The 24,315-nt window shown below is 64.2% G+C and carries 28 protein-coding genes; 11 read left to right on the top strand and 17 right to left on the bottom strand.

The window, feature by feature from the left end:
* Position 1 precedes the first annotated feature (1 nt).
* Positions 2 to 1,003 carry a LysR family transcriptional regulator gene (locus tag V8683_RS03555; RefSeq protein WP_411192470.1) on the top strand — a complete coding sequence of 334 codons (1,002 nt, stop codon included), beginning with the start codon at positions 2 to 4 and terminating at the stop codon, positions 1,001 to 1,003.
* Positions 1,004 to 1,034: 31 nt separating this feature from the next.
* Here V8683_RS03555 and V8683_RS03550 read toward each other — a convergent pair whose 3' ends face one another.
* From V8683_RS03550 to V8683_RS03520, 7 genes are all read right to left on the bottom strand, one after another.
* On the bottom strand, positions 1,035 to 1,532 hold the full coding sequence (locus tag V8683_RS03550; protein WP_411192469.1) for a hypothetical protein: 498 nt from the start codon (positions 1,530 to 1,532) through the stop codon (positions 1,035 to 1,037).
* A gap of 1,224 nt (positions 1,533 to 2,756) precedes the next feature.
* Positions 2,757 to 4,244 carry a M81 family metallopeptidase gene (locus V8683_RS03545; RefSeq protein ID WP_411192468.1) on the bottom strand — a complete coding sequence of 496 codons (1,488 nt, stop codon included), beginning with the start codon at positions 4,242 to 4,244 and terminating at the stop codon, positions 2,757 to 2,759.
* 56 nt (positions 4,245 to 4,300) lie between these two features.
* On the bottom strand, positions 4,301 to 5,002 hold the full coding sequence (locus V8683_RS03540; protein WP_411192467.1) for an ABC transporter ATP-binding protein: 702 nt from the start codon (positions 5,000 to 5,002) through the stop codon (positions 4,301 to 4,303).
* Complete coding sequence (locus tag V8683_RS03535; RefSeq protein ID WP_411192466.1) at positions 4,999 to 5,766, bottom strand: ABC transporter ATP-binding protein; 768 nt, start codon at positions 5,764 to 5,766, stop codon at positions 4,999 to 5,001. The genes V8683_RS03540 and V8683_RS03535 overlap by 4 nt, the downstream gene beginning before the upstream one ends.
* Complete coding sequence (locus tag V8683_RS03530; protein ID WP_411192465.1) at positions 5,763 to 6,812, bottom strand: branched-chain amino acid ABC transporter permease; 1,050 nt, start codon at positions 6,810 to 6,812, stop codon at positions 5,763 to 5,765. The genes V8683_RS03535 and V8683_RS03530 overlap by 4 nt, the downstream gene beginning before the upstream one ends.
* Positions 6,809 to 7,669 (bottom strand): branched-chain amino acid ABC transporter permease, encoded by an 861-nt coding sequence (locus V8683_RS03525; RefSeq protein WP_411192464.1) that lies wholly within the window; start codon positions 7,667 to 7,669, stop codon positions 6,809 to 6,811. Before V8683_RS03525 ends, V8683_RS03530 begins: the two co-directional genes overlap by 4 nt.
* 73 nt (positions 7,670 to 7,742) lie before the next feature.
* Positions 7,743 to 8,951: an ABC transporter substrate-binding protein gene (locus tag V8683_RS03520; RefSeq protein WP_411192555.1), complete on the bottom strand. Its 1,209-nt coding sequence runs from the start codon at positions 8,949 to 8,951 to the stop codon at positions 7,743 to 7,745.
* Positions 8,952 to 9,143: 192 nt separating this feature from the next.
* Between V8683_RS03520 and V8683_RS03515 the strand changes: the two genes are divergently transcribed.
* Both V8683_RS03515 and V8683_RS03510 read left to right on the top strand, forming a co-directional pair.
* Positions 9,144 to 9,980: a FadR/GntR family transcriptional regulator gene (locus tag V8683_RS03515; RefSeq protein WP_411192463.1), complete on the top strand. Its 837-nt coding sequence runs from the start codon at positions 9,144 to 9,146 to the stop codon at positions 9,978 to 9,980.
* Between the two features lie 144 nt (positions 9,981 to 10,124).
* Positions 10,125 to 10,418 carry a YciI family protein gene (locus V8683_RS03510; protein WP_411192462.1) on the top strand — a complete coding sequence of 98 codons (294 nt, stop codon included), beginning with the start codon at positions 10,125 to 10,127 and terminating at the stop codon, positions 10,416 to 10,418.
* A 101-nt stretch (positions 10,419 to 10,519) separates the two neighbouring features.
* Here the strand turns inward: V8683_RS03510 and V8683_RS03505 are convergent, their stop codons facing one another.
* Together V8683_RS03505 and V8683_RS03500 are read right to left on the bottom strand one after the other, a co-directional pair.
* Positions 10,520 to 11,011 carry a flavodoxin family protein gene (locus V8683_RS03505; protein WP_411192461.1) on the bottom strand — a complete coding sequence of 164 codons (492 nt, stop codon included), beginning with the start codon at positions 11,009 to 11,011 and terminating at the stop codon, positions 10,520 to 10,522.
* A 69-nt stretch (positions 11,012 to 11,080) separates the two neighbouring features.
* Positions 11,081 to 12,202, bottom strand: a complete 1,122-nt coding sequence (locus tag V8683_RS03500; protein WP_411192460.1) for an MBL fold metallo-hydrolase — start codon at positions 12,200 to 12,202, stop codon at positions 11,081 to 11,083.
* An 82-nt stretch (positions 12,203 to 12,284) separates the two neighbouring features.
* Here V8683_RS03500 and V8683_RS03495 point away from each other — a divergent pair, with 82 nt between their 5' ends.
* A complete protein-coding gene (locus V8683_RS03495) occupies positions 12,285 to 12,902 on the top strand; it encodes a TetR/AcrR family transcriptional regulator (RefSeq protein WP_411192459.1) in 618 nt (205 codons plus the stop codon).
* An 86-nt stretch (positions 12,903 to 12,988) separates the two neighbouring features.
* Here V8683_RS03495 and V8683_RS03490 read toward each other — a convergent pair whose 3' ends face one another.
* Positions 12,989 to 13,240: a hypothetical protein gene (locus V8683_RS03490; protein WP_411192458.1), complete on the bottom strand. Its 252-nt coding sequence runs from the start codon at positions 13,238 to 13,240 to the stop codon at positions 12,989 to 12,991.
* 213 nt (positions 13,241 to 13,453) lie between these two features.
* Between V8683_RS03490 and V8683_RS03485 the strand changes: the two genes are divergently transcribed.
* The 3 genes from V8683_RS03485 (at position 13,454) to V8683_RS03475 (ending at position 14,792) form a co-directional block, all read left to right on the top strand.
* A complete protein-coding gene (locus V8683_RS03485) occupies positions 13,454 to 13,777 on the top strand; it encodes a hypothetical protein (protein ID WP_411192554.1) in 324 nt (107 codons plus the stop codon).
* 67 nt (positions 13,778 to 13,844) lie between these two features.
* The gene (locus V8683_RS03480; protein ID WP_411192457.1) at positions 13,845 to 14,210 is read left to right on the top strand and encodes a DUF2946 domain-containing protein; all 366 of its coding nucleotides are present in this window, start codon (positions 13,845 to 13,847) and stop codon (positions 14,208 to 14,210) included.
* A 135-nt stretch (positions 14,211 to 14,345) separates the two neighbouring features.
* On the top strand, positions 14,346 to 14,792 hold the full coding sequence (locus tag V8683_RS03475; protein ID WP_411192456.1) for a copper chaperone PCu(A)C: 447 nt from the start codon (positions 14,346 to 14,348) through the stop codon (positions 14,790 to 14,792).
* A 45-nt stretch (positions 14,793 to 14,837) separates the two neighbouring features.
* Here V8683_RS03475 and gcvA read toward each other — a convergent pair whose 3' ends face one another.
* Complete coding sequence (gene gcvA, locus V8683_RS03470; RefSeq protein ID WP_411192455.1) at positions 14,838 to 15,779, bottom strand: transcriptional regulator GcvA; 942 nt, start codon at positions 15,777 to 15,779, stop codon at positions 14,838 to 14,840.
* A 117-nt stretch (positions 15,780 to 15,896) separates the two neighbouring features.
* Between gcvA and V8683_RS03465 the strand changes: the two genes are divergently transcribed.
* Complete coding sequence (locus tag V8683_RS03465; RefSeq protein WP_411192454.1) at positions 15,897 to 16,736, top strand: EamA family transporter; 840 nt, start codon at positions 15,897 to 15,899, stop codon at positions 16,734 to 16,736.
* A gap of 336 nt (positions 16,737 to 17,072) precedes the next feature.
* Here the strand turns inward: V8683_RS03465 and V8683_RS03460 are convergent, their stop codons facing one another.
* On the bottom strand, positions 17,073 to 18,134 hold the full coding sequence (locus V8683_RS03460; RefSeq protein ID WP_411192453.1) for an NAD(P)H-dependent flavin oxidoreductase: 1,062 nt from the start codon (positions 18,132 to 18,134) through the stop codon (positions 17,073 to 17,075).
* A 102-nt stretch (positions 18,135 to 18,236) separates the two neighbouring features.
* On the opposite strand from V8683_RS03460, the gene V8683_RS03455 reads away from it, so the two are divergent.
* A complete protein-coding gene (locus V8683_RS03455) occupies positions 18,237 to 19,103 on the top strand; it encodes a LysR substrate-binding domain-containing protein (RefSeq protein WP_411192452.1) in 867 nt (288 codons plus the stop codon).
* A gap of 41 nt (positions 19,104 to 19,144) precedes the next feature.
* Here V8683_RS03455 and V8683_RS03450 read toward each other — a convergent pair whose 3' ends face one another.
* Positions 19,145 to 19,822: an MOSC domain-containing protein gene (locus V8683_RS03450; protein WP_411192451.1), complete on the bottom strand. Its 678-nt coding sequence runs from the start codon at positions 19,820 to 19,822 to the stop codon at positions 19,145 to 19,147.
* A gap of 112 nt (positions 19,823 to 19,934) precedes the next feature.
* Here V8683_RS03450 and V8683_RS03445 point away from each other — a divergent pair, with 112 nt between their 5' ends.
* Entirely contained in the window at positions 19,935 to 20,894 is a 960-nt protein-coding gene (locus V8683_RS03445) for a LysR family transcriptional regulator (protein ID WP_411192450.1), read from the top strand.
* Positions 20,895 to 20,905: 11 nt separating this feature from the next.
* On the opposite strand, the gene V8683_RS03440 is transcribed toward V8683_RS03445, so the two are convergent.
* From V8683_RS03440 to V8683_RS03430, 3 genes are all read right to left on the bottom strand, one after another.
* On the bottom strand, positions 20,906 to 21,976 hold the full coding sequence (locus V8683_RS03440) for an NAD(P)H-dependent flavin oxidoreductase (protein ID WP_411192449.1): 1,071 nt from the start codon (positions 21,974 to 21,976) through the stop codon (positions 20,906 to 20,908).
* A 4-nt stretch (positions 21,977 to 21,980) separates the two neighbouring features.
* A complete protein-coding gene (locus V8683_RS03435) occupies positions 21,981 to 22,535 on the bottom strand; it encodes a cytochrome b (protein ID WP_411192448.1) in 555 nt (184 codons plus the stop codon).
* Between the two features lie 143 nt (positions 22,536 to 22,678).
* Positions 22,679 to 23,101, bottom strand: a complete 423-nt coding sequence (locus V8683_RS03430) for a DUF485 domain-containing protein (protein ID WP_411192552.1) — start codon at positions 23,099 to 23,101, stop codon at positions 22,679 to 22,681.
* Between the two features lie 166 nt (positions 23,102 to 23,267).
* On the opposite strand from V8683_RS03430, the gene V8683_RS03425 reads away from it, so the two are divergent.
* Entirely contained in the window at positions 23,268 to 24,158 is an 891-nt protein-coding gene (locus V8683_RS03425) for an alpha/beta fold hydrolase (protein WP_411192447.1), read from the top strand.
* On the opposite strand, the gene V8683_RS03420 is transcribed toward V8683_RS03425, so the two are convergent.
* Positions 24,155 to 24,301 carry a hexameric tyrosine-coordinated heme protein gene (locus V8683_RS03420; RefSeq protein ID WP_411192446.1) on the bottom strand — a complete coding sequence of 49 codons (147 nt, stop codon included), beginning with the start codon at positions 24,299 to 24,301 and terminating at the stop codon, positions 24,155 to 24,157. The genes V8683_RS03425 and V8683_RS03420 overlap by 4 nt on opposite strands.
* Positions 24,302 to 24,315 lie beyond the last annotated feature (14 nt).

Genomic DNA, 24,315 nt, shown 5'->3' with positions numbered 1-24,315 from the left:
AATGGCCCGAATCGTCCATTGCTCCGTCCCTTTGTCTACTCTCAGTCCCGATGAAGTCACGCGGCGCCTGACCACGCGCCTGAAGATGCGCCACCTCGTGCTGCTGCTGCAGATCCGCCAGTACGGGTCGCTCACGCGCGTGGCCGAGCACGTCGCCACCAGCCAGCCGGCCGTGACCAACGCGCTCGCCGAAATGGAGAGCATGTTCGGCGGGCCGCTCTTCGAGCGCTCGTCGCGCGGCATGACGTCCACCGCCCTCGGCAACGTGGTGCTCACGCGCGCCCAGGCCATGCTGCACGACCTCGACCACCTCGCGCGCGACATCGAAGCCGTGGTCGCGGGCCACGCCACGCGGCTGCACGTGGGCGTGATTCCATTCATCTCGGGGCGTACGCTCGCTTCGGCGATCCAGCTCACGCAGGCGCGGCTGCCGCAGCGGGTCACGCTGACGATTCACGAAGGCACGAGCGACGCGCTCATGCCGCTGCTGCGCGACCACACGCTCGACATCGTGATCGGCCGGGCCTCGTCCACGGTCGATTTCGCGCAGCTTCGCTTCGAGGTCCTGTACCAGCAGAAGCCGCGCCTCATCGCGAGCCGGCGCCTCGCCGCGCGGCTGGCGCGCGCGCGCCTCAGTTGGGACAAGCTCGTGGAACTCGACTGGATCCTCGGTGCGCCGCACACGCCCATGCGCGGGCAGATCGCCGATATCTTCCTGCAGGCCGGGGTCGCGCCGCCTGTGCCGATGCTGGAGAGCTACACGTCGCGGCTGATCGGCGAAATGATCGTCGCCAACGAGAATGCCGTGTCGATCGTGCCCGCCGATATCGCGGAAGAACTCGTGCATTTCGCGGGCGTGGCGATCGTGCCTTATACGCTCGACTGGACGCTGCCGCCGGTCGCGATGTTCACGCGCGCAGGCGTCGCGCGCGAACTGGACGCGGCCTTCGGACAGTCGTTGCGCGAGCTTTATCAGGCCGCGGACAGCGGGCGGGGCGTGTGAAGGTGCCCCGAAGGGCACCTCGCCTTACGGCCTAGTGCTTCGACGTGCCGCCGCCGCTGCCGGTACTGCCCGCGAGACCGCCGAGCAGATTCGTGAGCGGAGACAGCGGCGACGAACTCCCGCCCGCTCCGCCGGCGGCGCCGGTGAGCGCGCCGAGGAGGCTGGTCAGCGGTGCGGCCGGGTTGGAGGTGGAGCCGGGGCTGCCCTTCGTCGACGACCCGTTCGCCGTGCTGCCCGCGCTGCCCGTGGAGCCACCGGTCTGGCCGCCGAGCAGGTTGACGAGCGGTGCGAGCGGGCTGCTGCCGGAATGCGAACCCGAGCCCTTCGAGCCGCCGCTCGCCGAGGTCAGGGACGTGCCGCCCAGCAACGCGGTCACGGGCGCCAGCAAGCCGCCCGAGCCATGTCCGCTCGATCCGCTCGTCGCGCCCTTCGAGCCGCTGCTCGTGCCGTTGCCTGCACCGTTGCCATTGCCGCTGCCGCTGTTGTTGCCGAGGGTGATCGGCACGATCGGCACGCTGATGGCGCCCACGTTGAGGACGAGATTCGCGATCGGGCTGAGGAGGCCGCTCGACGACTGGTTGCCATTGCCGGAGTTCGAGCCGGTGGTGCCGGTGTGGCCGGAGCCGCCACCCGAACCACCGTGGCCGCCGTTTCCAGAGCCTCCTGACCCACCCGAACCGCCTGATCCGCCTGATCCGCCTGACCCACCCGAACCGCCCGATCCTCCCGATCCGCCTGATCCTCCCGATCCGCCTGATCCGCCCGATCCGCCTGACCCACCCGATCCGCCCGATCCGCCCGATCCGCCTGATCCACCCGAACCGCCTGATCCACCCGAACCGCCCGATCCTCCCGATCCTCCCGATCCACCGTGACCGCCATTCCCGGAGCCGCCACCATCGCCGCCCGAACCTCCCCAGCCTCCATGCCCGCCATTCCCGGAGCCGCCAGAACCGCCCGAGCCTCCCTGCCCGCCGTCTCCAGAGCCGCCACCGGCCCCGCTCGATCCCCCGTTGCCCGTACCACCGCCATAACCACTGCCACCGCTCGACCCACCGCCTCCGCCATAGGTCGAAACACCGCCCCACGCCGACCCATCGCCCCAGCCGGAACTCGCGGTAGCGCCCGCCCCGGCGCCGTTGCCCGCCCCGGCGCCCGACCCAGCCCCAACCGAACCGCCGGTTGTGCCGCCGTCCCCCGTACTTCCGTAACCCGACCCCGGCATGCCCGGGATCGACCATCCGCCGCCTTGCGAGACCGAGGTGGGCGGCGTCGATGTGACGTCCTCGGCCTGAGACACCGTGGCCAGCGACAACCACAGGATTGCGCTCGCCGATGCAACAAGAGTGTGTTTGAAGGGAGCCATGATTAGTCCTTTCGCGATGTCATCGCGTCCTGATTGGTCAAAGGTGTAATCAGTGCCCCCGGAAACCCGCTGATCGTTTCTGCAGAAAACGGTTGCCTCGTGCCTGCCGTCGCAAACGCGCGCGTTGCCTTGATGGTTGATGTGGGAGCCGCGCGCTGGGGCGCAAAGCTCGAATGTGGCTCGGCCTGGCGATCGAACTGTGCAAGTTGCGAGCCAACGCTCGCGGGCGCGGCACGGCGCGGCATGGCGCAGCGACCGCGCAATCAGGAAGGCTTGCGGGACGGGACGGAGCGGCAGACGAATGCCTCGCGCAGAGGCTTGCCGTGCGATGGGTGTTACGTCTGCGGCGTTACGTTTTTCGGCCCGGCCGAACGTAACGCCGCATTCTCAATGACCCGCCCAGACCGTATCCGGATCAAACGGGTAAACCGGTCGCGCCACGCGCCGGTACTCGAAAAGGCCGTAGTCCGACCCCGTCACGCCGCGGCTGTCGCACTCCACGAGCCCCGCCGAAATCGGCACGAACACGGGCCGGCAGTACATGCGCGATTTGAGCAGCAGGAAACGCGCGCGCCGCGGATCGATGCCCACGCTCTCGAACACGCCCAGGTCCCACGGCTCGTGCGTGCGCTCGGTCACGACCAGCGTGGCCGTGCCGATGTCGAGCACCGCCGCGCGTCCCATGGAGGCACGCTGGCCCGTATAGGTCGGCCCGGTGATGACGTACTCGCCGTCGGTGATCGCGCGCACGACCCCGGTCGCTTCGAACGGAGCGCGCGGCGGCGCTCCTTCGCGCTGCAGCTTGTTGCCGATTCCGAGCGTGACCGTCGCCCCCACGCCCGCCTCGATCAATTGCGCGACGGCCTCCGGATCGCACAGCGGCCCGCTGACAATCCCCGTCAAGCCCTGCGCCAGCGCGGCTTCGAGCAGATCCATCGTGTCGCAGGTGCCGCCGGACATGCAGTTGTCACCGTGATCGAGCAGCAGCACCGGCTTGTCCGCTCCGCGCGCCAGAGGCTCGGCCTGTGCGACCGATTCCGCCAGCGGCGGGCTGCGATAGACGAAGTCGTCGCGCTCGCTCCAGATCTGGCGCGCCACGCGTTCGGCCGCCGCCGCGGCAGCGGCCTCGTCCCCGTTGCCCACCACCACGACACTGATGCACGGCGCGGGAATGTCGGCGAGCGAAAATCCCGCCAGCACCGAGACAGCAAGCATTCCCTGGGACTCCTCTCGACGTGCTGCCTCGATTGCACGATGCATCGCGCCGCCCGCACTCGCGCTCAGCAGCGTCGACGTGAGCAGCGGCGGCTGGCGCCATGCGAGCACCGGCCGCGCGCGGCCTGCCATGCGCTCGATCAGCACACGCGCCGCATGTTCGCCTGTCTCGTACATATCGACGTGCGGATAGGTCTTGAAGCTCACGATCACGTCGGCGTGATCGATCATTTTCTGCGTGACATTGCCGTGCAGATCGAGCGCCACCGCAATCGGCACATCAGGCAGTGCCGCACGCACGCGCGCGAGCAGATCGCCCTCGCCGTCCGCCGACTGCTCCGCGACCATCGCGCCGTGCAGGTCGAGCATCACGGCATCGCAGCCCGGTGCGGCGGCCACGATCGCGTCGCAGATCGCCTCATAGGCCGCTGCCTCCACCGGCCCGCTCGGGTTGGCCGCGGCGGAAACCGGCGTCACGACTTCGGCGCCGAGACGCTCGGCCGCGTCGATGAACGCCGACATCGCCGTGCGCATGCCCTTTTCGAGCCGGTACGCGTCATCGCCCCACGCCGGGCCGTTGCGGCCGAACGCCGCGAGCGGCGTCGCGACCGGCGAAAACGTATTGGTCTCGTGATTCATCCGTGCAATGAGGATCTTCATGCGGTGCATCGATGCGGTTCCTTTGCGTGCTTTCCATCACTATGCCGGCGTGCCGCTCAAACAACGCCCACGCCAAGATAGCGGTCCTTCGCGGCGTGGTCGGCCGCGAACGCCGCGTTGTCGCCCTCGTAGACGATCACGCCCTGCTCGATGATGTAATGCCGGTCGGCGAGCTGCGTACACACTTCCAGATTCTGTTCCACTAACAGAATCGCCACGCCCGCGGCCTTGATGTGCTTGAGCTGCGCGACGATCTCCTCGACGATCACGGGCGCGAGCCCCTCCACGGGTTCGTCGAGCATCAGGAGGCGCGGGTGATTCATGAGTGCGCGGCCAATGGCGAGCATCTGCTGCTCGCCGCCCGAAAGCTGCGCGCCGCCGTTCTTGCGGCGTTCCTTCAGCCGCGGAAAAATGCGGTAGATGTCGTCGAGCTGCCACGGCGAATCCTTGCGCGCGCCCAGTCTCAGGTTCTCCTCGACGCTCAATAGCCGGAAAACGCCGCGATGCTCGGGCACGAAGCACAGGCCCGCGGCGGCGATGCGATGCGGCGCGAGCCCGCCGATGCGCTTGCCCGCAAAGCTCACGGTCCCGCCGCGCGGCGCCACGACGCCTGCGATCGACTTCAGCGTCGTGGACTTGCCCGCGCCGTTGCGGCCGAGGAGCGTTACCGTTTCGCCTTCGTTCACGGCCAGCGACACGCCCTGCAGAATGTGGCTCTTGCCGTAGAACGCGTGGACGTCCCGCACGTCGAGCATCATGCGCGGCCTCCCGTGATCATGTTGCCGAGGTAGGCACTGCGCACGCGCTCGTCGCCGCGAATCTCGTCCGGCTTGCCCTCCACGAGCACGCGGCCCTGCTGCATCACCGTGATGGTGTCCGAAATGTCCATCACGATGCCCATGTTGTGCTCGATCAGCACGACGGTGTATTCGTCGCGCAGGCCGCGAATCAGCGTCTTCATGTCGTCGAGATCGTCGATGCCCATGCCCGAGGTGGGCTCGTCGAGGAAAATCGCGCGCGGCCGCGCGGCCAGCGCCATGCCCACTTCGAGGCGGCGCTGCTGGCCGTGCGAGAGCGCGCCCGCCAGCGTATCGGCATGACGTTGCAGCGCGAGGCGCTCCAGCACGCGCTCCACGATTTCGGCATGCGCCAGTGCACCGCGTGGAGGCGTCCAGGCGTTGAGCGCGCGACGCGCCTCGACGCCCTGTGCCGCCACGCGCAGGTTCTCGCGCACGCTCAGGTTCTGAAACAGGCTCGTTACCTGGAACGAGCGTGCCATGCCGCGCCGCACGCGCTTGTGATCGGGCTCGCGCGTAATGTCCTCGCCGTCGAACACGATCGAGCCCGACGTGATCGGCACCGTGCCGGTCAGCACATGAAAGAGCGTGGTCTTGCCCGCGCCGTTCGGGCCGATCACGGAATGCACGGTGCGCGGTGCGACGCGCAAATCCACGCCCGCGAGCGCCGTGAACTTGCCATAGCGTTTGACCACGCCGCTCGCTTGCAGAATCGCTTCGCTCATGGCTTTTCCCCGCCGGCGCCGGCCGCGCCGCGCGTTCCCGCGAGCGCCGCGGCAATCCGCTCGCCAAGCCCCCACAGGCCGCGCTGCATGAACAGGCTCACCGCGATCAGCACGAGGCCGAGCAGCAACAGCCAGCGCGGCCACAGCGTCGAGAGCCAGTCGGCGAACAGCACGTAGAACGCCGCGCCGATCACGGAGGCAAAGAGATTGCCGCTGCCCCCTATCACGGTCATCAGCAGGATCATCTCGCTCGTGTGATAGTCGATGTTCGAAAGCGGCGCGATGCCCGTCATCAGCGCGTGCAGTCCGCCCGCGAGCCCCGTCGCCGCCCCCGAAATCACGAACGCGGCGAGCTTGAAGCGGCGCACGTCGTAGCCGGCGGCAGCGGCACGTGCCTCGTTGTCGCGGATTGCGAGCAGCGTGCGGCCGAACACCGACTGCGAAACGCGCACCAGCAAGGCAAACACGACGATGAAGACGGCCGCGACGAAGCCGTAGTATTGCCACGGCGTATCGAGAGAAACGAGTGCGTGCCCGAAGAGCGAAAGCGCGGGACGCGGAATGTCGAGCAGACCGTTGTCGCCGCCTGTGAGGTCGGGCGTGCTGTACGCGAGGAAGTAGAAGAGCTGGCCGAACGCGAGCGTCAGCATGACGAAATAGGTGCCGCGCTGGCGTATCGAGAACCAGCCGACGAACACCGCCGCCAGCGCACCGACCGCGCCCGCGATGACGAGCGCCGCGCAAACGGAAGGCACGCCGCGCGTGAGCGCGATCCCGGCCGCATAGCTGCCGAGCCCGAAAAAGATGCCCTGCCCGAACGAGAGCAGCCCCGTGAAGCCCAGCAGCAGATTGCAGCCGAGCGCGGCAAGCGCATAGACGAGCACTTCCGTGGCGAGCGATCCCGAGTGCAGCACGAGCGGCAGCACGCCGGCCACTACCGCGGCGAGCAAAACGTAGCGATAAAGTCGCGCCCAACCCTCCCGATGCGCGACAGACGCGCCACCCCCTTCGGACTCCTGAGACATCGGCTTCGACGAGTCGATCATACGGCCCTCCCCAGCAGGCCGTTCGGGCGCAGCAGCAGCACGGCAGCCATGGCCACGTAGATCATCAGTTGCGCCCCCTCGGGCCACAGCGTGCTCATCACGCTCTGCACGATGCCCACGAGCAGGCCACCCACCAGCGCGCCGAGGAAGTTGCCCATGCCGCCCACCACCACCACGACGAACGCCACGCTGAGCGCTTCGAGCCCCATGAACGGATCGACGCCGCGTATGGGCGCCGCGAGCACGCCCGCAAGCGCGGCGGTGGCGGCGCCCAGCGCAAACACGAGACTGAACACGCGCGAGACGTTGATGCCCAGCAGCGCCACCATCTCCGCCGATTCGCTGCCTGCGCGCACGGCGCTGCCGAGCCGCGTGCCGTCCAGCACCCACCAGAGCAGCGCGGCGAGCACGGCGGTGAACCCGATCACGAAGAGCCGGTACTTCGGATAGACGAAGCTGCCCCAGATGACGACGCCGTTCAGCACGTCGGGCACCGGCACGTTATCGCCAAGCGGCCCCCATACGAGAATGACACACTCCTGCAGCACGAGCGCAAGACCGACGGTGGCGAGAATATGGAACTCGTGCTGCTGCTCGTAGACGTGCCGCAGGACGAGCTTTTCGACCACCCACGCAAAAGCCCCGACCACGAGCGGCACGACGACGAGCGCGAGCCAGAAGTTTCCCGACCATTGCATGACCTGGTAGCAGCAATAAGCGCCAAGCAGGTAGAACGCGCCATGCGCGAAGTTCACGAAGCGCAACAGGCCGAAGACGATCGAGAGGCCCACCGCAAGCAGGAAATACAGCATCCCGACGCCGATTCCATTGATGATCTGCAGCAGATAGACGTTCATGGCTTGCGTAGCGTAGAAAATGCAAGGCCGGGCGGCGCGCGCTGCCGCCCTCGTGTCGGAGGCGTCGCGCGGCTCAGGCGAGCTTGCAGCCGGTCTGCTCCACCGGCAGGAACGACTGGCCGGAGCTGACGATATCGACGTAATCGTCCTTGTCCCTCATCTTGCTCTTCGGCTTGCCCTTGAGCAGATAGTAGTTCTTGAGCACCTGATGGTCGCCCTTGCGGATGACTTCGGGCCCGGTGAGGCCGTCGTACTTCATGCCTTCCATCACCGCGATCACCTTCTTCGGGTCGGTGCTGCCGGCCTTCACCATGCCGTCCAGCAGGATCTTCGCGCAGATGTACGAACCGGCCAGACTGTAGTTGGGATTGGCCTGAAAGGCCTCGTTCGTGCGCTTGACGAGATCGCGGTTCAGCGGCGAATCGATAGCGTGCCAGTATTGCGCGCCGAAATAGACGCCGTCGCACAGGTCCGCACCCAGTGCCTCGAACTGTTCCAGGCCCGAAGCCCACGCAAGCAGGATCGTGCAGTTGTTCTTCAGGCCGAAGCTCACGGCCTGGCGCAGCGTATCCGAAGACTGCGAGCCGAAGTTGAGAATCAGCAGCACGTCCGGCTTCGCCGCGACGGCATTCGTCAGATAGCCGCTGAACTCCTTTTCGGTGAGCGAGTGGTAGCTGTTGCCCACATGCTCGATGCCCTTTTCCTTGAAGACGTCTTTCGCCGCCGAAAGCAGCCCCTCGCCGAACACGTATTGCGGCGTGATGGTGTACCAGCGCTTCGCCTTCGGCATCATCTGGATGAGCGGCCGCACCGTCTCGTTGATCGCGCCGAAGGTCGGCACCGACCAGCGGAACGTCGAACTGTTGCAATCCTTGCCGGTGATCTCGTCGGCGCCCGCCGTGGTGATGAACACGCCGCCTGCCTTGTCCACTTCCTTGCCCATCGCCAGCGCTTCGGAAGACAGGATGCCGCCCGCGAAGTAGCGCACGCCCTTCTGCTGCTCGATCTCCTGCACGCGGCGCACGGCGGTGGCGGGTTTGCCTTCGGTGTCGAGCGTCGTGTAGCTCACCGGCAGGCCGAGCACCTTGCCGTACTGCTTGACCACAAGCTGCATGCCGAGGTCGGCGTATTTGCCGTTGGCCGCGAACGGCCCCGACATCGGCACGGGACACCCTAGCTGCACGAGCGCCCCCTGCGCGAACGCGCGGCTGGACGACAGCGCGCCCAGCGCACCCGGCACGGCCGACAGCGCGGCCAGTTTCAACAGTTCCCGGCGATTCAAGTTCATGCTCCTTTCAGAAAAAAGCACACACGAGGCGACCGACTGCTTGATTCTATTTATCATGATAAATAGAATGAAACCGATCCTAGGTTTAATTAATTCGAGTGTCAATCGGCCAAAATACGAGGCCAAATTCCGGGTCGACGTCCGTGGCACGGAAGCGCCGCGGGTCACCTGCAGGGAGTCTGAAAGATGGGCATGAACCGCGTCAGATCGGGCAGCGCCGTCGAAATCAAGCAGCCGAAGCGCGGCGACCTCGTTGCCGAGGAAATCAAGCGGCTCATCACGGAGAAAGACCTGAAGCCGGGTGACCGCCTGCCGCGCGAGGCCGAGCTGCAGCAGTTGTATTCGGTCAGCAAAAGCACCATACGCGAAGCGCTGAAGTCGCTCGAAGTGCAGGGCCTCATCAAGGTGAGCACCGGGCCGAGTGGGGGCGGCATGGTCGTGGAGGTGCCGCTCGACCGCACGCTGCAACTTCTGCAGAACTATCTGTTCTTCAAGGACGTCACGATCGACGACATCTATACCGTGCGCCGGCAGCTCGAACCCGAACTGGCGGCGGGCGCGGTGCCGCATCTGAGCGAAGCGGACTTCGCCGCGCTGGAGGCGAACATCGCCTGCTGCGACGGCACGGCCGGTGCGCACGATCGCGGGCATCTGCTGCGCCAGCGCCAGGAGGACACCACTTTCCACGACATACTCGCGGCCGCGAACCCGAACCCGTTCCTGCGCTTCGTCTGCGAACTGATCAACGAAATGATCCGGCAGCTCATCGAGTTCCGCAACGATACGCCGCTCACCGAGCACCGCCGCTTCGGCGCCGCGAACGTCAAGATCCACCGCGAGATCCTGCAGGCCGCGCGCGAGCGCGACGCCGAACGCGTGCGCGCGCTGATGATCGAGCACATGACCGAGGCCCCGAAGTACGTGAAGCGCATGAAAGGCAAGCTGCGCGGCCGGCTGATCCTCGATTCGGAGATGCGCAAGCGGGTGCGTGCGATTGTGCCGGCGGGCGGAAAGGACGCATGAGCGGCTAACTTCGCGCTCACGCTTCGCACCGGCGATGCGCCTTGCCGAAGGACCGGCAATCTCGCTTCGCGGCAACCGGTACCCATCGCGGCTCCCATCGGATCGCCCGCCCTTTTCATCGACCTTACTCTGGAGTCCGAACCCATGTACGTCGTTTCCCTGACCTATCGAGCCTCGCTCGACGCCATCGACAACGCCCTCGAAGCCCACCGCCAGTTTCTCGACCAGCACTTCGCAGCGGGTGTCTTTATTGCAGCAGGGCCGAAGGTGCCGCGCGAAGGCGGCGTGATACTGGCATCCGGCGTCGAGCGCGAGCGGCTCGACGCCATACTCGCGAGCGACCCCTTCGCGGTTCAGGGTCTCGCCAGTTACGCCGTGACCGAATTCAAGGCAACGCGGATTGGCCCAGGTGTCAATCTGCATCCGCAGCCGGCCTGAGCGCGAACGGCGCGTGCCGGGATCTCGGGAGAAACGCCGGGCCGCCCCCTGCTTTCTTGGTCCCCTTGGGGGTCCGACGCAAAGCTGCAGGTCTGGGGGGCTTAGAACACGCCCAGCGCGAGACCGGCCGCGAGGCCCGCGCCCAGCTCCGCGCAGCGCGCAAGGTCGTCCGCGCCGATGGTCTTGGGCGCGAGTATCCGCTCGGGCGTCTGGGCATGCGTGCAGACGATCACGCCCGGCGCCACGCTTCGGAGCCGCCAGCCCGTGGCGATGCGATCGAGCTGGCGCAGCGCGTTTTGCCCGTCACTGCCCGCGCAGATCATCGCTGCGTAGGGGCGGCCGTTCACGCGATCGAGCACGCCGTAATAGCTGCGGTCGAAGAAGTCCTTCATGATCCCCGACATCGCGGCCAGGTTTTCGGGCGTCGCGAACAAATAGCCGTCCGCCGCAAGTACGTCGGCGGGACCGCTGGCGTCCGCACGCTGCAGCTTGACCGCCACGCCGGCCTGCTCGCGTGCCGCCTGCGCAGCCGCCTCGGCCATCTGCCGCGTGCCGCCGGTCATCGTGTGATAAACGACGAGCAGTGTCTTCATGCGCGGTCTTCCATGATCGGGGCGCGTGTTATCGGGCATGAGCCGATGATACCGCGCCCCTCTGCGCGCTCAAGGTGCGGACCGCTCGGCCCGACGGCAGGTCCATGCGCGCGCGGGCGCCGCCCTGGCCGCCTCGACAACCGGGCGCCACCAGCTTTCGCCGCGATGGGGCGCATCCAGCGCGAGCCGCTCGCCCATGCGCGGCGTTGCGAGTGCAATGCCGCGCGCCGCCGTGAGTTCCGTGACGCGCTCGAACGGCTCCTGCCAGCGGTGCATCGCCAGATCGAAGGTGCCGTTGTGCACCGGCATCAGCCAGCGGCCGCGCAGATCGAGGTGTGCCTGCACGGTCTGCTCGGGCTGCATATGCACATACGGCCATTGCGCGTCGTACGCGCCCGTCTCCAGCATCGTCACGTCGAACGGTCCGAAGCGTTCGCCAATCTCGCGAAAGCCCTCGAAGTAACCCGTATCGCCGCTGAAGAACACGCGCAGGTCGCGCTCGACGATCACCCATGACGCCCACAGCGTGCTATTGCCGTCGAACAGGCTGCGCCCCGAAAAATGCTGTGCCGGTGTCGCCGTGAACATCACACCGTCCACCTCGGTCCCCTCCCACCAGTCGAACTGGCGCACCTTCGCGGCGTCCACGCCCCACTCGATCAGACGGTCGCCCACGCCGAGCGGCGCGAGAAAAACGCCTGTCGTCGCGGCCAGCGCGCACACGGTTTCGCGGTCCAGATGATCGTAATGGTCGTGCGAGAGAATCACGCCGCGCAGCGGCGGCAGCTCATCGAGCGCGATGGGCGGCGCGTGAAAACGCTTCGGGCCGAAACGGCGAAACGGCGACGCGCGTTCCGCGAAGACCGGGTCGGTCAGCCAGAATTGTCCGCGCAGCTTGAGCAACAACGTGGAATGGCCGAGCCGGTAGAGGCTGCGGTCCGGCGCGGCGTCGAGCTGCTCGCGCGTCAGGCGCTCCACCGGCAACGCACCGGCCGGCACCGTGCCGCGCGGCTTGTTGAACAGCAGGTTCCAGGCAATGCTCAGGCCCTTGCCGGCCGACTCGACCGGGCGTGGCTTGACGTTGCGAAAGTGCGTGCCGTCGTGCTGCGGGGAGGCGCCGAAGCGGGCGCGAGCGTGTTCGGCCGTGTCGAGGCCGAGGGTACGGCGAAGCAATGCGGTGAGCGAGGCCATAGGAGGGAACCGGCAGAAAAGGTACACCGCCCAGTGTAGTTTATTTTCGAGAAAAGTAAACTCCCCAGTGTAAAATGCGCCTATGGAATCCAGCGCCCCACCTCAACGTCTGACCGACCGGAAACGCAGCGCCATCGTCAGCGCGGCGATCGAGGAATTTCTCGCGGCCGGGTTCGAGGCGACCAGCATGGACCGCATCGCGGCCCGCGCATGCGTTTCCAAGCGTACGGTCTACAACCACTTTCCCGGCAAGGAGGCGCTCTTCGAGGCCATCCTCCTGCAACTCTGGAATGCGAGCGAATCCTCGGATACGCCAGGCTGGCGCGCCGACGAACCGCTGCGCCCGCAGCTCGTCGCGCTGCTCATGCGCAAGCTGCGCCTCCTGAACGACGAGTCGTTTCTCGCGCTCGCGCGCGTGGCGATTGCAGCGGGCATGCACTCGCCGGAGCGCGCGAGCGAGATGGTGGGCCGTCTTGGCGAGCGCGAAGAAGACCTGACCGTATGGATTCGCGCGGCGGCAGCGGCCGGCCGGCTGAAGACGGCGGACCCGCTGTTCGCCTCGAAGCAACTACAGGGCCTCGTGAAGGCGTTCGCATTCTGGCCGCAGGTGACGATGGGACAGGCGCCGCTCGGCAAAAGCGAGCAGAAGAAAGTGGCGGAATCGACCGCCGATATGTTTCTCGCGCATTACGCGACGTAAGACGGCATCAAGCCGCCGGCGACCGCCAGACCGGATCGCGCGCAGCGCCTCGCCCACCGGCTGCGCTCACGCGCACTCGCTGGGTATCATCGCGCACCTCCGTCACGCAGCGAAGCGGACAGCATGACATGACTGGCATGCGCGAGGCTGACCAGCACCTGGCTGCCGTCGTCGCGTGCCGCAGCCTCCTTCGAAAAGGCCCTTTCGCTGTACGCAATCACCTTGAAGCCGCTCCCCAAAGCTCGCGGAACGGTAATGCCCCAATGCCAGCCGCCGTCCTGTTCGAATACATGCAAAACCGGGTCGGCGTGAAACTCCGCAATCTGTGCTGTCGTCATGGCGCATCCTCCCGTCATGGCACGACTGTGTTCGCATCGGCACGAACGTCTCTACCCAGTCTAGACGAATCTCGCTGCATTGCAACATGACGGGCGTTGTAAATATGTCGAATCGGCATTCGACATAATTTTGAAAAATAGCGGTGTCTGAACAAGATATGCGACGATAAAAACATGGCATCGGAATGGAATGCCGGGATTCGCGGGGGTTTCATGAATATCCAATCGCTTATCTGGGCGGCGGTGCCGCACAACAGCGACGGTGTTGTGTTTCAGGCCCGTATTCTCCACGGACTTCAACGCTTCCATCTGCCCCGGCGCGTATTGGAGGAAGTGTTCGGCCTCGAGCGCAAAGCGTCGGATGCGCGGCAACTAGAAGTTTTTTATGCGCGCCTTCCCGAGATTGTGTCCCACGCGCGTGACAAACGTGCGATTGCGGGGCCGGATACCGTAGCGCTTCTGTCCGCCGATTTCCCTGCGTGCAGCAAAACGTCTCGCAGCGTGCGCCCCGACGCGTACACGCGCCGCCTGCAGTAAGTCCGACCGCCTGTGACGCCTGTCGCGCGCCGGTGATAGACTGGCGCGCAAACTTTCGATCCCCGACATGTTCGTTCACGCCCGCAAGCACCTGATCGCATGGCCTGGCCTCGTCGCCATGTGGCTCATCGTGCTCGCGCCGCTCGTGAGTCAGCTCGTCGTCGCGGCCCATCGCGACACAGTCGCGGAAGGCGTGCTGTGTTCGGCCGCGCAGCCGCCCGCAAGCAGCGCGCTACACGATCATGGCAATGGCTTCGCGGCATGCGGATATTGCAATCTGCTCGCCGATCACGCCGCCATGCCGCCCATGCCGGCGGCACTCCCCGCGCTGTTCGTGCCCGGCGCACCCGCCGTCATGGCGCTTTCGTTGCGGCACGTCCCAGTCGGTCCGTTCCCTTCGGCGCGACCGCGCGCCCCTCCGCCCCACCCCTGATCCGGTCTGCAAGCAGCGCACGGCATTGTCGCCGCGGCGCAGCGCATTGCGCTTTCTACATTGCGTTCGGCGCAGCGCGTCGAATCGACTGCCGGCGCCCCCTATTCGTTTTCGTATGGAACAGGAGAACATTCCATGAGCCGCACCCTTCGCCACATCGCCCTCGCCTTGCCGCTCGCCGTCGCCTCGCTGTCCTCGTTCGCCGCGTCGTCGGGAGCGGTGATGGTGTCCGACTGCTGGATCCGCTCGATGCCCGGCGACACGCCTTCCGGCGGCTACTTCAAGCTCATGAACATGAGCGGCAAGCCCGTCGATCTCGTGGGCATCAGCACCGAGGCGTTCGGCATGGCCATGCTACATCAGACGCAAAGCAGCGGCAGCACCTCGAAGATGGTCATGATCGACAAGGCCACCGTGCCGGCCAACGGCACGCTCGCCTTCGCGCCGGGCGGCTACCACGTGATGTTCGAACACGCGAAGAAGCCGCTCACGATCGGCTCGACGGTCCCCGTGACCTTCAAGTTCAGCGACGGCGAGAACGTCGAATCGCAGTGCGCCGTGAAGAACGCGGCAGGGCTGTAAAGGCGCACGGACTGGTCCTCCGGCGCCTTCCGTGCGCCGGTGAACTTACCGCGACCTGCTGGTTCGTCGAGGCCGCAGTGGCACTTGCGCGAGCGGCGTCGGGCGGGCGCCCTCGCGCTCGAGCCACGAACAGAAGTGCTGAACCAGTTCGTCTTCGGCCCTGCCTTCCGGAACATACATGAAGTAGCTCCGCGACGGCAGGCGAGGTCCCGCGAACGGCGTCACGAGCCTGCCTGTGGCCAGCTCGTTCACGATGAGCGCCGTCGGGCCCATCGCGACGCCTACGCCGTCGATAGCGGCCTGCACGGTTAGATAGAAGTGATCGAAGGTCAGATTCGAAGCGGGCACAAATGCGGGATGGCCCGCCTTTGCGAGCCATTCCGGCCATAACCGCGGCAGACTCTCCGTATGCAGCAAGGTATGGCGATGCAGATCGTTCGCTCTACGAATCGGAATCCGCTTCAACAGAACAGGACTGCAAACCGGAATCCGCTCCTCGTGCAGGAAAGGCCGCGTCGAATAGCCATAGAACGTGTCCGGTCCGCCACGGATGACGACATCCCACGTGTCGTTCAGACTCTCCACCGATTCGCTCGATGTCTCCACCCGGACATCCACGCCGGGATGGTCGGCGAGGAACATCGCGAGTCGCGGAACCAGCCAGCGCAGCGCGAAAGTCGCTACCGCGTTCACCGTGAGCGTACGGGTAACGACCGCCGGCGATCCGTATCTCGCCGTCGCATCGGCGAGCTGCCCGAACAGCGGGCCGACTTCTTCGAGATATCCCCTGGCTGAAGGAGTCAGCGTCACCCGCCGGTGATGCCGTTCGAACAGCGGTGCGCCGAGCCAGTATTCGAGCAGGCGCACGTGCTGGCTCACGGCGCCTTGCGTCACGTGCAGTTCCGCGGCGGCTTCCTTGAAGCTGCCCAGCCGGCCCGCTGCCTCGAACGCGCGCAGCGCGTTGAGTGGTGGCAATACCCTCTTCATTCCCCGCCTCATCTGGGTTTTATTCACGATAGTTTATCTAATTCGAGCGCCCAATTTATCTGGTTTGCCGCGCCGGAACAAGGTGGATATCCTGACTGCAAACGTTGGAGTCCATTCATGTCCACCGCCGTCATGGCAATCGTGCTGCTGGCCGCATTCCTTCATGCGGGCTGGAATGCCCTCGTGAAATCCAGTCCCGACAAATTCCTCGATATCGTCTTCGTGACCGGCAGCGCCGCCCTCATCAGCGGCATCGCCCTGCCGTTTCTTCCGTTGCCGCATAGCGATAGCTGGCCGTACATCGCGGCCTCCGTCGCAATTCATATCGTCTATTTCGTGTTGATCGGCGCGGCGTATCGCAGCGGCGACATGGGGCACGCCTACCCGCTCATGCGCGGCACGCCGCCGTTGCTCGTCGCGCTGGCCAGCGGCCCGATCATCGGCGAGCAGCTTACCGCCGGCGAATGGAGCGGCATTCTTCTGATATGCGGCGGCATACTCGGCCTTCTGCTCGCCAGCCCCGCCAGCGGCGTCAACACGCGAAGCACCCAGTTCGCTCTACTGAATGCCATCGCGATCATGTCTTATACACTCGTCGATGGAACCGGTGTGCGCATCTCGGGCAATCCCGCCGCTTACACGACGTGGATGTTCGCGATCACCGCGCTGCCGATACTCGCGTGGACTGCCCTGCGTCGGCGCGACGCCATGCGAGGTTATCTGCGCGTTCGCGGGCACCTTGCCCTGGTGGGCGGCGCCTGCACGCTGGGCGCTTATACGCTGATCCTCTGGGCGATGACTCGCGCACCCATCGCCATGGTAGCGGCGCTGCGCGAGACGGCCATCCTGTTCGGCGCGGCGATTTCGGTCTTTGTCCTGAAGGAGCCGCGCAACTACGGGCGTTCCGCCGCCGCGCTCCTGATTTTCCTCGGCGTGATGACGCTCAAGCTGAGCTGAACGCGCTGCCGCCGGTTCGTCCAGACACGCTTTGCACGTGGCATTTGCAAGGCGTGGGTGAGCCGGCTCGAATCCCGCTCGCGAAGTATTCACAAAAATTCGATCGGTCGATACAATGGCGCCCCTCAAGCCCAGGTAGCGAAATTGGTAGACGCACTATCTTGAGGGGGGTAGCACCGCGAGGCGTGTGGGCCGGAAATTTCCAACTGAGCCTGGAACGGAATTTGGGCTAACCTCACCGCCATGCCCGGCCGTAACTCATCGGGTGCCCCTGCCGTTCCAGACATATCTGCATTCAACTCAGTAGTTGTACGAACGACTATGTTCAACCATCCATCAGCTTCGCAATTCCGCTACGAGCGTCTGGACCAGTTGCGCGGCAGGCAATTCGCGCACTAGCGGAGCCCCCTGGCCCGCCCATTGCGCTGCGAACTCATGGTTGCCAAGCTTGGCCGCAGCCGCATTCAATTGCTTGGCGGCGTCGTAGGCAACGGGATAAGGTGCCGGCGCCGGGCTTTCCGGCGATTCCCCGAAGGCGATCAGGCGATTAACCATTCCGCGTGCCGGACGCCCTGACAGCACCGAAGTCAACCGCGTCGTTGCGGCGCGTTCGCTCTTCAGGTTCGTGCGGTAGCTCGCATTGGCCGCCGATTCCGGGCACAAGATAAAGGCCGTACCGAGTTGCGCGGCAGCGGCACCGAGGTCCAGTGCGGCCCGGATCCCCTGGCCGTCCATGATGCCCCCCGCCGCAATCACGGGAAGTTTCGTCCGCTCCACCAGCAACCGTACCAGCACCGCCGTGCTCAGCCGTTCGTCCACCGCCTCCGGGTCGAACACGCCGCGGTGACCGCCCGCCTCTATCCCCTGTGCCACCACGGCGTCTACGCCAGCCTGCTCGACCAGTGCTGCCTCGCGCAGACTGGTGGCACTGGCCAAGGTCATGATGCCTGCTTCGCGCAACGCGCGGATAGCGTCTGCGGAAGGCAGCCCGAAGTGGAAGCTGACGACAGCCGGGCGCAGGTCGATCAGCAACTCGAATACCGCGGCATCCTCAAGAAATGTGCGGTAGATCTCATCGAGCACCGCTGGAGGCGCAATACCCGCCTCGGCAAATAACGGCGCCAGATGCCGTAGCCACGCTGCTTCCCGCTCCGCGTTACGTTGGGCTGGCAGATGGCAAAACACGTTCACATTGAAAGGCTCACGCGTGAGACTACGCGCTTCTTCGATCATCTTGCGGGCCTGATCCGCCGTACTCGCACCGATACCAAGGGAACCCAGTCCACCGGCGTTCGAGACTGCCGCCGCGAGCTGTGGCGTAGCGACGCCCGCCATTGGTGCCTGGATGATGGGAAACTCGATGCCGAGTCTTTTGAGGAAAGGATGTAGCGAGCTCATGGCGACTCCTGACTCCTGTTCTGCAGGGGGGTTGAACAGCAACGATGACAAATTCCCTAACTGAGAATAAACTTATTCTATCATTCATTTTTTGAGAATCACATGGATCGAGAGTCGCTCAATATCTTCTGCACGGTGGCAGCCGAATTGAGCATCACGCGTGCGGCAAGCCGTCTGGGCAGGGTTCAATCCAACGTAACCACGCGAATTCAGCAACTGGAAGCGGATGTGGGTGTGGAACTGTTCGTGCGCACCGGTAAGCGGCTCAGCCTGTCGACTGCTGGCGAGCGCTTCCTCGACTACGCACAACGGATGCTGGCACTGGAGGAAGAGGCACGGCATGTCGTCACGGGCGGCCTGGACGGCGGTATATTGCGTATGGGGTGCATGGAAAGCACCGCCGCCAGCCGGCTCCCCACCGTGCTTGCTGCCTATCATGGCCGCTACCCGGACACGCAGCTTGAAGTCAGCACGGGGCCATCAAGGTTGCTGCTCGAGCAGGTTCGCACCGGCAGGCTGGATTGCGCATTCCTTGCGTTACCGCCCGCTACGGAGGATTCCTTACTAGACGACCTGGAACTGATTGCTGAAAAAGCATGGCATGAAGAATTGCTGTTGCTCGCGCCGACCAGCGAATCTCGCGCACGCAGCGCCCGGGCTCTCAGGACGCGTTCACTGGCGGCATTCGCACAGGGATGCACGTACCGCGCCATTGCCGAAGAACTGCTCGGCATTCCGGATTCCCCGGACTGGAAAGTGCAGGAATTGGGCTCCTATCACGCCATGATTGCCTGCGTTGCAGCGGGCGCATGTGTCACCCTGCTACCCAAAAGTGTGCTGGAGCTGGCCAGGGTTCCGAAAGACCTCAAGAGATTGCCTGCAGGGCACGTCGACACGTGCCTGATCTGGCGTTCGGGCTATGACGTCCCGGCTTTCCGGAACTTGCTGAACCAGATGAAAAGAGTTTGAGCATGAGCGTCATCGCCGCGCCAGCCCCCACCCTGACTTCTTCAGGCTTGACCGCCGGCCTGAGCACGCAGCCACTTCGCTCTGTGCTCCAGCCGTTGCCGCCACTCCGGCGCAAGCCCGGGGACGACGGCCAGCTCGGCAAGATCGTCGATGGACGGACGGTGCGACATCTGAACCTGCCAGAACTGCTCAATGGAAAACCGCTGAGTCTGCCGTTCGAGGAGCCATATCTCGTCGCCCTCCTGCATTTTCCCCGGCTGCAGCACCCGGTAATACCAACCCGTAATCCTCGCCTGAGCGACAAACATCGACATCCGTTCCACGCCGAAACGGTGATTAATCTTCCAGCACGGGCTGCGCGGCTGCGACACCTGCAGGACCGCGGTGCCGAACCGAAATACGTCTCCGACGTGGACGCTCCGCTCGGTCATGTGCCGGGAGGAAATATTCTCGCCGAGGCTGCCCGGGACAAACAGGTCCACGCATTGCGGAAACGCTTCCGCCAGCCGCCCGTAGTTCTCTGCGGCGTACTGATGCACGGCCTTTTCTGGCCCACCGTGCACCCGGGGATCTCCGTGTTCGTCCCCCACAATACCCAGCTTCCCGACCCGTACAACCCCAGGAACGCGGCGTTTATAGATACCGGTGAGCTGACCTTCCGGCTCCAGGTTTTCCAGACCACCTGCGAAGAGTTGCTCAATGTTTGAAATCGTCAGCATCGCCAAATTATGTCCCGCTACGTATTTGCGCTACTGTGCCGTGCCGCCTCGACCCCGTAAAGCGATTGTGAGCGATGTTGACCATCACTCTTGATGATGAAAGGGTGCAGCCATGGAATTACGTCATTTGAAGATTTTCTGCGCGGTAGCCGAATATGGCAGCTTCACGGCCGCCTCGGACAAAGTGCATACCGTCCAGTCGAACATCACCATGCGGGTGAAAGAACTCGAATCCGAGTTGGGCCAGCAACTTTTCATCCGGCAAAAGACTGGCGTCGTTCTCACCTCGGCAGGACAGACCTTTCTCGGCTACGCGCGGCGGATACTGCAACTCGCCGACGAGAGCCGCAATGCGCTGCTTGATACGGCAACGCCTGGCGGGCATCTACGCCTCGGTTCGATGGAGACGACTGCGGCGACACGGCTGCCTCAGGTGCTGACCCGATACCGGGAAAAATACCCTCAGGTCCAACTATCCCTTGTCACGGGCACAACCGTGGAGTTGATCAAGGCCGTTGAAAACCACCGTCTCGATGGTGCCCTTGTCGGAGGGCTGCACCAGAATTCGGCGTTGCTGCAGGACGAGATTTTTCAGGAAGAGCTGGTTCTGGTGAGCAGCAGCGATTTCGATTCACTTGACGCGCTGATCCAGACGATGCCGCAGCAGACCGTCCTCGTTTTTCGTACCGGCTGTTTCTACCGGTCCACGCTTGAGCACTGGTTTCACGAGGTGGGTCTGGTGCCAGGTCAGGTCATGGAACTGGGCACGCTCGATGGCATCCTGTCGTGCGTATCCGCCGGAATGGGCGTCACCCTGTTGCCTGAATGTATCGCCGAGAGTTACGGCACACGACACGCGATACGCTTTCATCGGTTGCCGGAAGCCTTCTCCAACGTCAAGACCGTATTCATTCGCCGTGCCGATACGCTGACCACGCCGGCACTCAGCGCGTTTATCGATGTGGTTCGCGATCAGCCAGGCCGAATCGGCAGCGAGATGACTGGGAGTCCAATATCACCGAAGTCCTCCTTTGCAGAAGTGCGTCACTCGCTTGTGGAGTCGAATGACTGACCTGTCGGGCTTTAAATAAGAGTTTGCGCGTAACAAGGCGCCGGAACACATCGTATCTCGTGGGTCAAAGGTTCAACCGACTGCGACGTGCAAGGGCTCCCCCGGCTACCTGCGCGTTCGATCTCCCCGGCTTCCTGGGCGACCGCGTGCTCGGGAAGCCCAGCTACCAGCTCCGCAATCCGTTCCCCCGCCGGCGTGACGCGATGAATCTTCCCCACACCTTGTCCGGCATACAGCGAGAGCTTTTGCGCCATGCGCGGCTTGTCGATGATGCGGGCACCTCCGCCAATGAACCGTAGAAGGTTCCAGCGGTCGCGGTTGGGAATCACGCGATGCGGTGTGCCATATTTCCAGCCGAACGAGTAGCCCGTTCGGTATTCCGTATCGTCCACCGTTGCATCCACGATCTTCTGTTTGTACAGCGGATGTGCATTGGACTCCTCACTGGCGACGAAAGCCGTACCCACCAGCACGCCCGAGGCGCCCAGCTCCATCGCGACGCGCACATCGTCGCGAGTCGTGATGCCTCCCGCCGCCAGCACGGGCCGGTCCCGAGCAACATCGCATAGTGCCGGAAGCAACGACAGCAGTCCGATGGTACCGCGGTTGAGGTGCCCGCCGCATTCGCTGCCTTGTGCAACGATGATGTCCGCCCCTCGCTCGAGCGCCTGTCGCGCCAAGGCGACCGTGCCCACCTGTACCATGACAATCATGCCGGCGTCCTTCGCGCGCGGAATCATATCGGCGCTGTAATCCTCGGCGTAAAAGAGCGACAGCATTCTGGGCCTTTCCTGCAGAAGCACCTGAAACTGGGCCTCGAAGACCTCGGGACCGCCGAAGGAAGGAACCAGATTCACACCGAACGGGTGGTCCGTCAGCGCGCGGGTCTCCCTGATCCACTTGCGCAACGCGAGCGGAGCAAGTCGCAACCCGCCAAGCGTACCCATCCCTCCCGCCTCGCCCACCGCGGCAACCAGCTTCGGACCGGAGATCGCGGCCATGCCCGCGAGGAAGATGGGATAGCGCACACCACACAGCCGGGCGAGCGCGTTCCCAGGGTAATTCGTTTCGTAGCGGTTCATGGTGTCAAAGCTCCACTTGTTTGCCCAGCATCCGTTTGAGAGCGTCGTTCTTCAGGACGAGATGATTTTTGAGTGCGCCAAAGATATGCAGCGCAAGACCTGCCAGGAATGCCGTCGCACCAATCTTGAACAGGACTCCGAAAATACGATGCGCCTCTGCACTCGGTCCGAACGGTGCAGGAATCGCCCAGCCACCGGGCAGACCGATTGTTTCTCCGGCAGCACACTTCGTCAGCCACGCGGCGAGCGGCAGCAACACCATGGCCAGCGCAAGCGCCGCCGCGACTGACCGGCTCGCGATCACTTCAACGGGATTGGGAGCACCAAGAGGCAACGGATGATACGAGGTGATCCGCGCCCAAAACCGATAGACCGAGATAAAGAAGAGCATCGCACCCAGCAGGTTCTGCAAGTGCAGATACCCCTGCTTTTGCGCATCATCGCCGGACTGCGATAGCACAACGCCCAGACCCATGATCGAAAGTAGAAGTATCACCACGGCCCAGTGCATAACGATGGTGACCGGCGAAAATTTCAGGCCGTTATCTCTTAGCTGCATACGTCGTTCCTTTGTGTAAGTAGCACGGCACCCTGCCGATCGTCAAACTGGTTGCGCTCGCGCGCGGCCTCTTCGCCGTTATCCGTCACCGGGCCCGACCAGCGAAAGACGAAGGCAATGGTCATCGGCATGCCGTATAGAAGTCACTCATCGACCGGGTTCGGTTGGCGGCCCACCAGGTCATCACCAGCGTTGGCCCGGCGAACGGACAGGCCCGTCGACAGCCCTGTGCCAATAATCGGCCCCACGCCGACTGGCCAGCCGATACTCACCGCCTCGCAGCCCGGAAATCTGCCGGCCAGCCAATCAGGCGCAAACGCGGCGACGAGAATAACGGCGTAGCAGGGAATCAGGATTGCGGCCGTCGGCCCAACCACAAATCGCCTGCGTCGCTGGACCAGCGCCGCAAATAACGCGGGTGTCTCGAACCGCCGAGAGTTCGGTCGTCTCCATTCGATTGTCTCCGTCCACGAAAATCTTCTTGAATTCCGCCCCAGGTCATGTCGACGACCGGGGTCGCGCGGCCTTCCTCTGATCTGGACGATAGGACGGCCAATAGATCGCATCAAGTGATGATTGGTGATGGATATAATCGTTTTCAGTGAACTACGCATGGCACCGGACGGAAAAAGATGGCGTGCTCGCTGCCTTGGATGACTCACGATTTATTTCATTTCCCGTGAAGCAATCGCGGCCCCCTTACGAATGAAATCTCCACCCGGGAGTTAACTCATGACCCCACACGCCAACACCCCACTCCGCGTGCCAACGACCTACAGCACGGCCGATGTCAACGGTCTGCCCGTTTTCTACCGCGACGCAGGACCTCGCGACGCGCCGGTCATCCTGCTGCTGCACGGCTTTCCCTCGTCTTCGCGCATGTACGAACCGCTGATCCAACGCCTGTCGGATCGATACCGGCTCATCGCGCCGGATCTGCCGGGGTTCGGGCATTCCGGCGCGCCGGATCCGAAGCAGTTCCACTACACGTTCGATCACCTCGCCGAAGTGATCGTGAGTTTTATCGAACAATTTGGACTCCGACGCTATGCCTTGTTCGTTCAGGACTATGGGGGGCCGGTCGGGTTCCGTGTTGCCGAGGCGCTCCCCGATCGGATCGGAGCGTTGATCGTTCAGAATGCGGTGGCGCACGAGGAAGGACTCGGTCCGTTATGGGACACGCGACGGGCCTTCTGGCGGGATCGTGCCACTCATGAAGCAGCGCTGCGGGCGAATTTCTTCTCGTTCAATGCCACACGGCTGCGGCACGTCGGAAAGAGTCCGAATCCGGAGCGCTACGACCCGGACCTATGGACAGACGAACTCGCCTTCCTGGCGAGGCCCGGTCAGCAAGAAATTCAGACGGATCTTTTCTATGACTACCAGACCAATGTCGCGTCCTATCCGAAGTGGCAGGCATGGCTTCGTCAGCACAAGCCCGCGACGCTGGTAGTCTGGGGACGCTACGACCCCTCCTTCGAGGTAGCCGCGGCTCACGCCTACGCACGCGATGTGCCCGATGCGGAGGTCCATGAAGTGGAAGGCGGCCATTTCGCACTAGACGAAGCGGCAGACGAAATTGCGCGGTTGGCCCGCTCATTTATGGAGCGACGCGTTGGTTAGCACGTACCCGGCGGGCGTGCCCGAACGGTATCGTCCGGTTGCGTCGTCTTTATGATCAATCGGACCATCCTGATTGCCAGTTTCCGCCCTTCTTCCGGCGTAGCAGTGGTGAGCGAATTTCCAGGTATGAGGGTAGTATCCATGCTGTTTGCAGCAC

The sequence above is a fragment of the Paraburkholderia sp. AV2 genome (genome assembly GCF_054968425.1).
The sequence above is the reverse complement of the archived record's forward strand: the minus strand, read 5'-3'. Positions and strand labels throughout refer to the sequence as shown.

What these genes read in the sequence shown, in the direction of transcription:
- V8683_RS03425 (WP_411192447.1), top strand. Translation starts at nt 23,268, where the DNA reads ATGACCCCACACGCCAACACCCCACTCCGCGTGCCAACGACCTACAGC.
- V8683_RS03525 (WP_411192464.1), bottom strand. Translation starts at nt 7,669, where the DNA reads ATGAACGTCTATCTGCTGCAGATCATCAATGGAATCGGCGTCGGGATG.
- V8683_RS03485 (WP_411192554.1), top strand. Translation starts at nt 13,454, where the DNA reads ATGAATATCCAATCGCTTATCTGGGCGGCGGTGCCGCACAACAGCGAC.
- V8683_RS03490 (WP_411192458.1), bottom strand. Translation starts at nt 13,240, where the DNA reads ATGACGACAGCACAGATTGCGGAGTTTCACGCCGACCCGGTTTTGCAT.
- gcvA (WP_411192455.1), bottom strand. Translation starts at nt 15,779, where the DNA reads ATGAAGAGGGTATTGCCACCACTCAACGCGCTGCGCGCGTTCGAGGCA.
- V8683_RS03515 (WP_411192463.1), top strand. Translation starts at nt 9,144, where the DNA reads ATGGGCATGAACCGCGTCAGATCGGGCAGCGCCGTCGAAATCAAGCAG.
- V8683_RS03440 (WP_411192449.1), bottom strand. Translation starts at nt 21,976, where the DNA reads ATGAACCGCTACGAAACGAATTACCCTGGGAACGCGCTCGCCCGGCTG.
- V8683_RS03420 (WP_411192446.1), bottom strand. Translation starts at nt 24,301, where the DNA reads ATGGATACTACCCTCATACCTGGAAATTCGCTCACCACTGCTACGCCG.
- V8683_RS03460 (WP_411192453.1), bottom strand. Translation starts at nt 18,134, where the DNA reads ATGAGCTCGCTACATCCTTTCCTCAAAAGACTCGGCATCGAGTTTCCC.
- V8683_RS03435 (WP_411192448.1), bottom strand. Translation starts at nt 22,535, where the DNA reads ATGCAGCTAAGAGATAACGGCCTGAAATTTTCGCCGGTCACCATCGTT.
- V8683_RS03505 (WP_411192461.1), bottom strand. Translation starts at nt 11,011, where the DNA reads ATGAAGACACTGCTCGTCGTTTATCACACGATGACCGGCGGCACGCGG.
- V8683_RS03475 (WP_411192456.1), top strand. Translation starts at nt 14,346, where the DNA reads ATGAGCCGCACCCTTCGCCACATCGCCCTCGCCTTGCCGCTCGCCGTC.
- V8683_RS03445 (WP_411192450.1), top strand. Translation starts at nt 19,935, where the DNA reads ATGGAATTACGTCATTTGAAGATTTTCTGCGCGGTAGCCGAATATGGC.
- V8683_RS03495 (WP_411192459.1), top strand. Translation starts at nt 12,285, where the DNA reads ATGGAATCCAGCGCCCCACCTCAACGTCTGACCGACCGGAAACGCAGC.
- V8683_RS03540 (WP_411192467.1), bottom strand. Translation starts at nt 5,002, where the DNA reads ATGATGCTCGACGTGCGGGACGTCCACGCGTTCTACGGCAAGAGCCAC.
- V8683_RS03555 (WP_411192470.1), top strand. Translation starts at nt 2, where the DNA reads ATGGCCCGAATCGTCCATTGCTCCGTCCCTTTGTCTACTCTCAGTCCC.
- V8683_RS03430 (WP_411192552.1), bottom strand. Translation starts at nt 23,101, where the DNA reads ATGCGATCTATTGGCCGTCCTATCGTCCAGATCAGAGGAAGGCCGCGC.
- V8683_RS03455 (WP_411192452.1), top strand. Translation starts at nt 18,237, where the DNA reads ATGGATCGAGAGTCGCTCAATATCTTCTGCACGGTGGCAGCCGAATTG.
- V8683_RS03480 (WP_411192457.1), top strand. Translation starts at nt 13,845, where the DNA reads ATGTTCGTTCACGCCCGCAAGCACCTGATCGCATGGCCTGGCCTCGTC.
- V8683_RS03535 (WP_411192466.1), bottom strand. Translation starts at nt 5,766, where the DNA reads ATGAGCGAAGCGATTCTGCAAGCGAGCGGCGTGGTCAAACGCTATGGC.
- V8683_RS03530 (WP_411192465.1), bottom strand. Translation starts at nt 6,812, where the DNA reads ATGATCGACTCGTCGAAGCCGATGTCTCAGGAGTCCGAAGGGGGTGGC.
- V8683_RS03545 (WP_411192468.1), bottom strand. Translation starts at nt 4,244, where the DNA reads ATGAAGATCCTCATTGCACGGATGAATCACGAGACCAATACGTTTTCG.
- V8683_RS03465 (WP_411192454.1), top strand. Translation starts at nt 15,897, where the DNA reads ATGTCCACCGCCGTCATGGCAATCGTGCTGCTGGCCGCATTCCTTCAT.
- V8683_RS03500 (WP_411192460.1), bottom strand. Translation starts at nt 12,202, where the DNA reads ATGGCCTCGCTCACCGCATTGCTTCGCCGTACCCTCGGCCTCGACACG.
- V8683_RS03510 (WP_411192462.1), top strand. Translation starts at nt 10,125, where the DNA reads ATGTACGTCGTTTCCCTGACCTATCGAGCCTCGCTCGACGCCATCGAC.
- V8683_RS03450 (WP_411192451.1), bottom strand. Translation starts at nt 19,822, where the DNA reads ATGCTGACGATTTCAAACATTGAGCAACTCTTCGCAGGTGGTCTGGAA.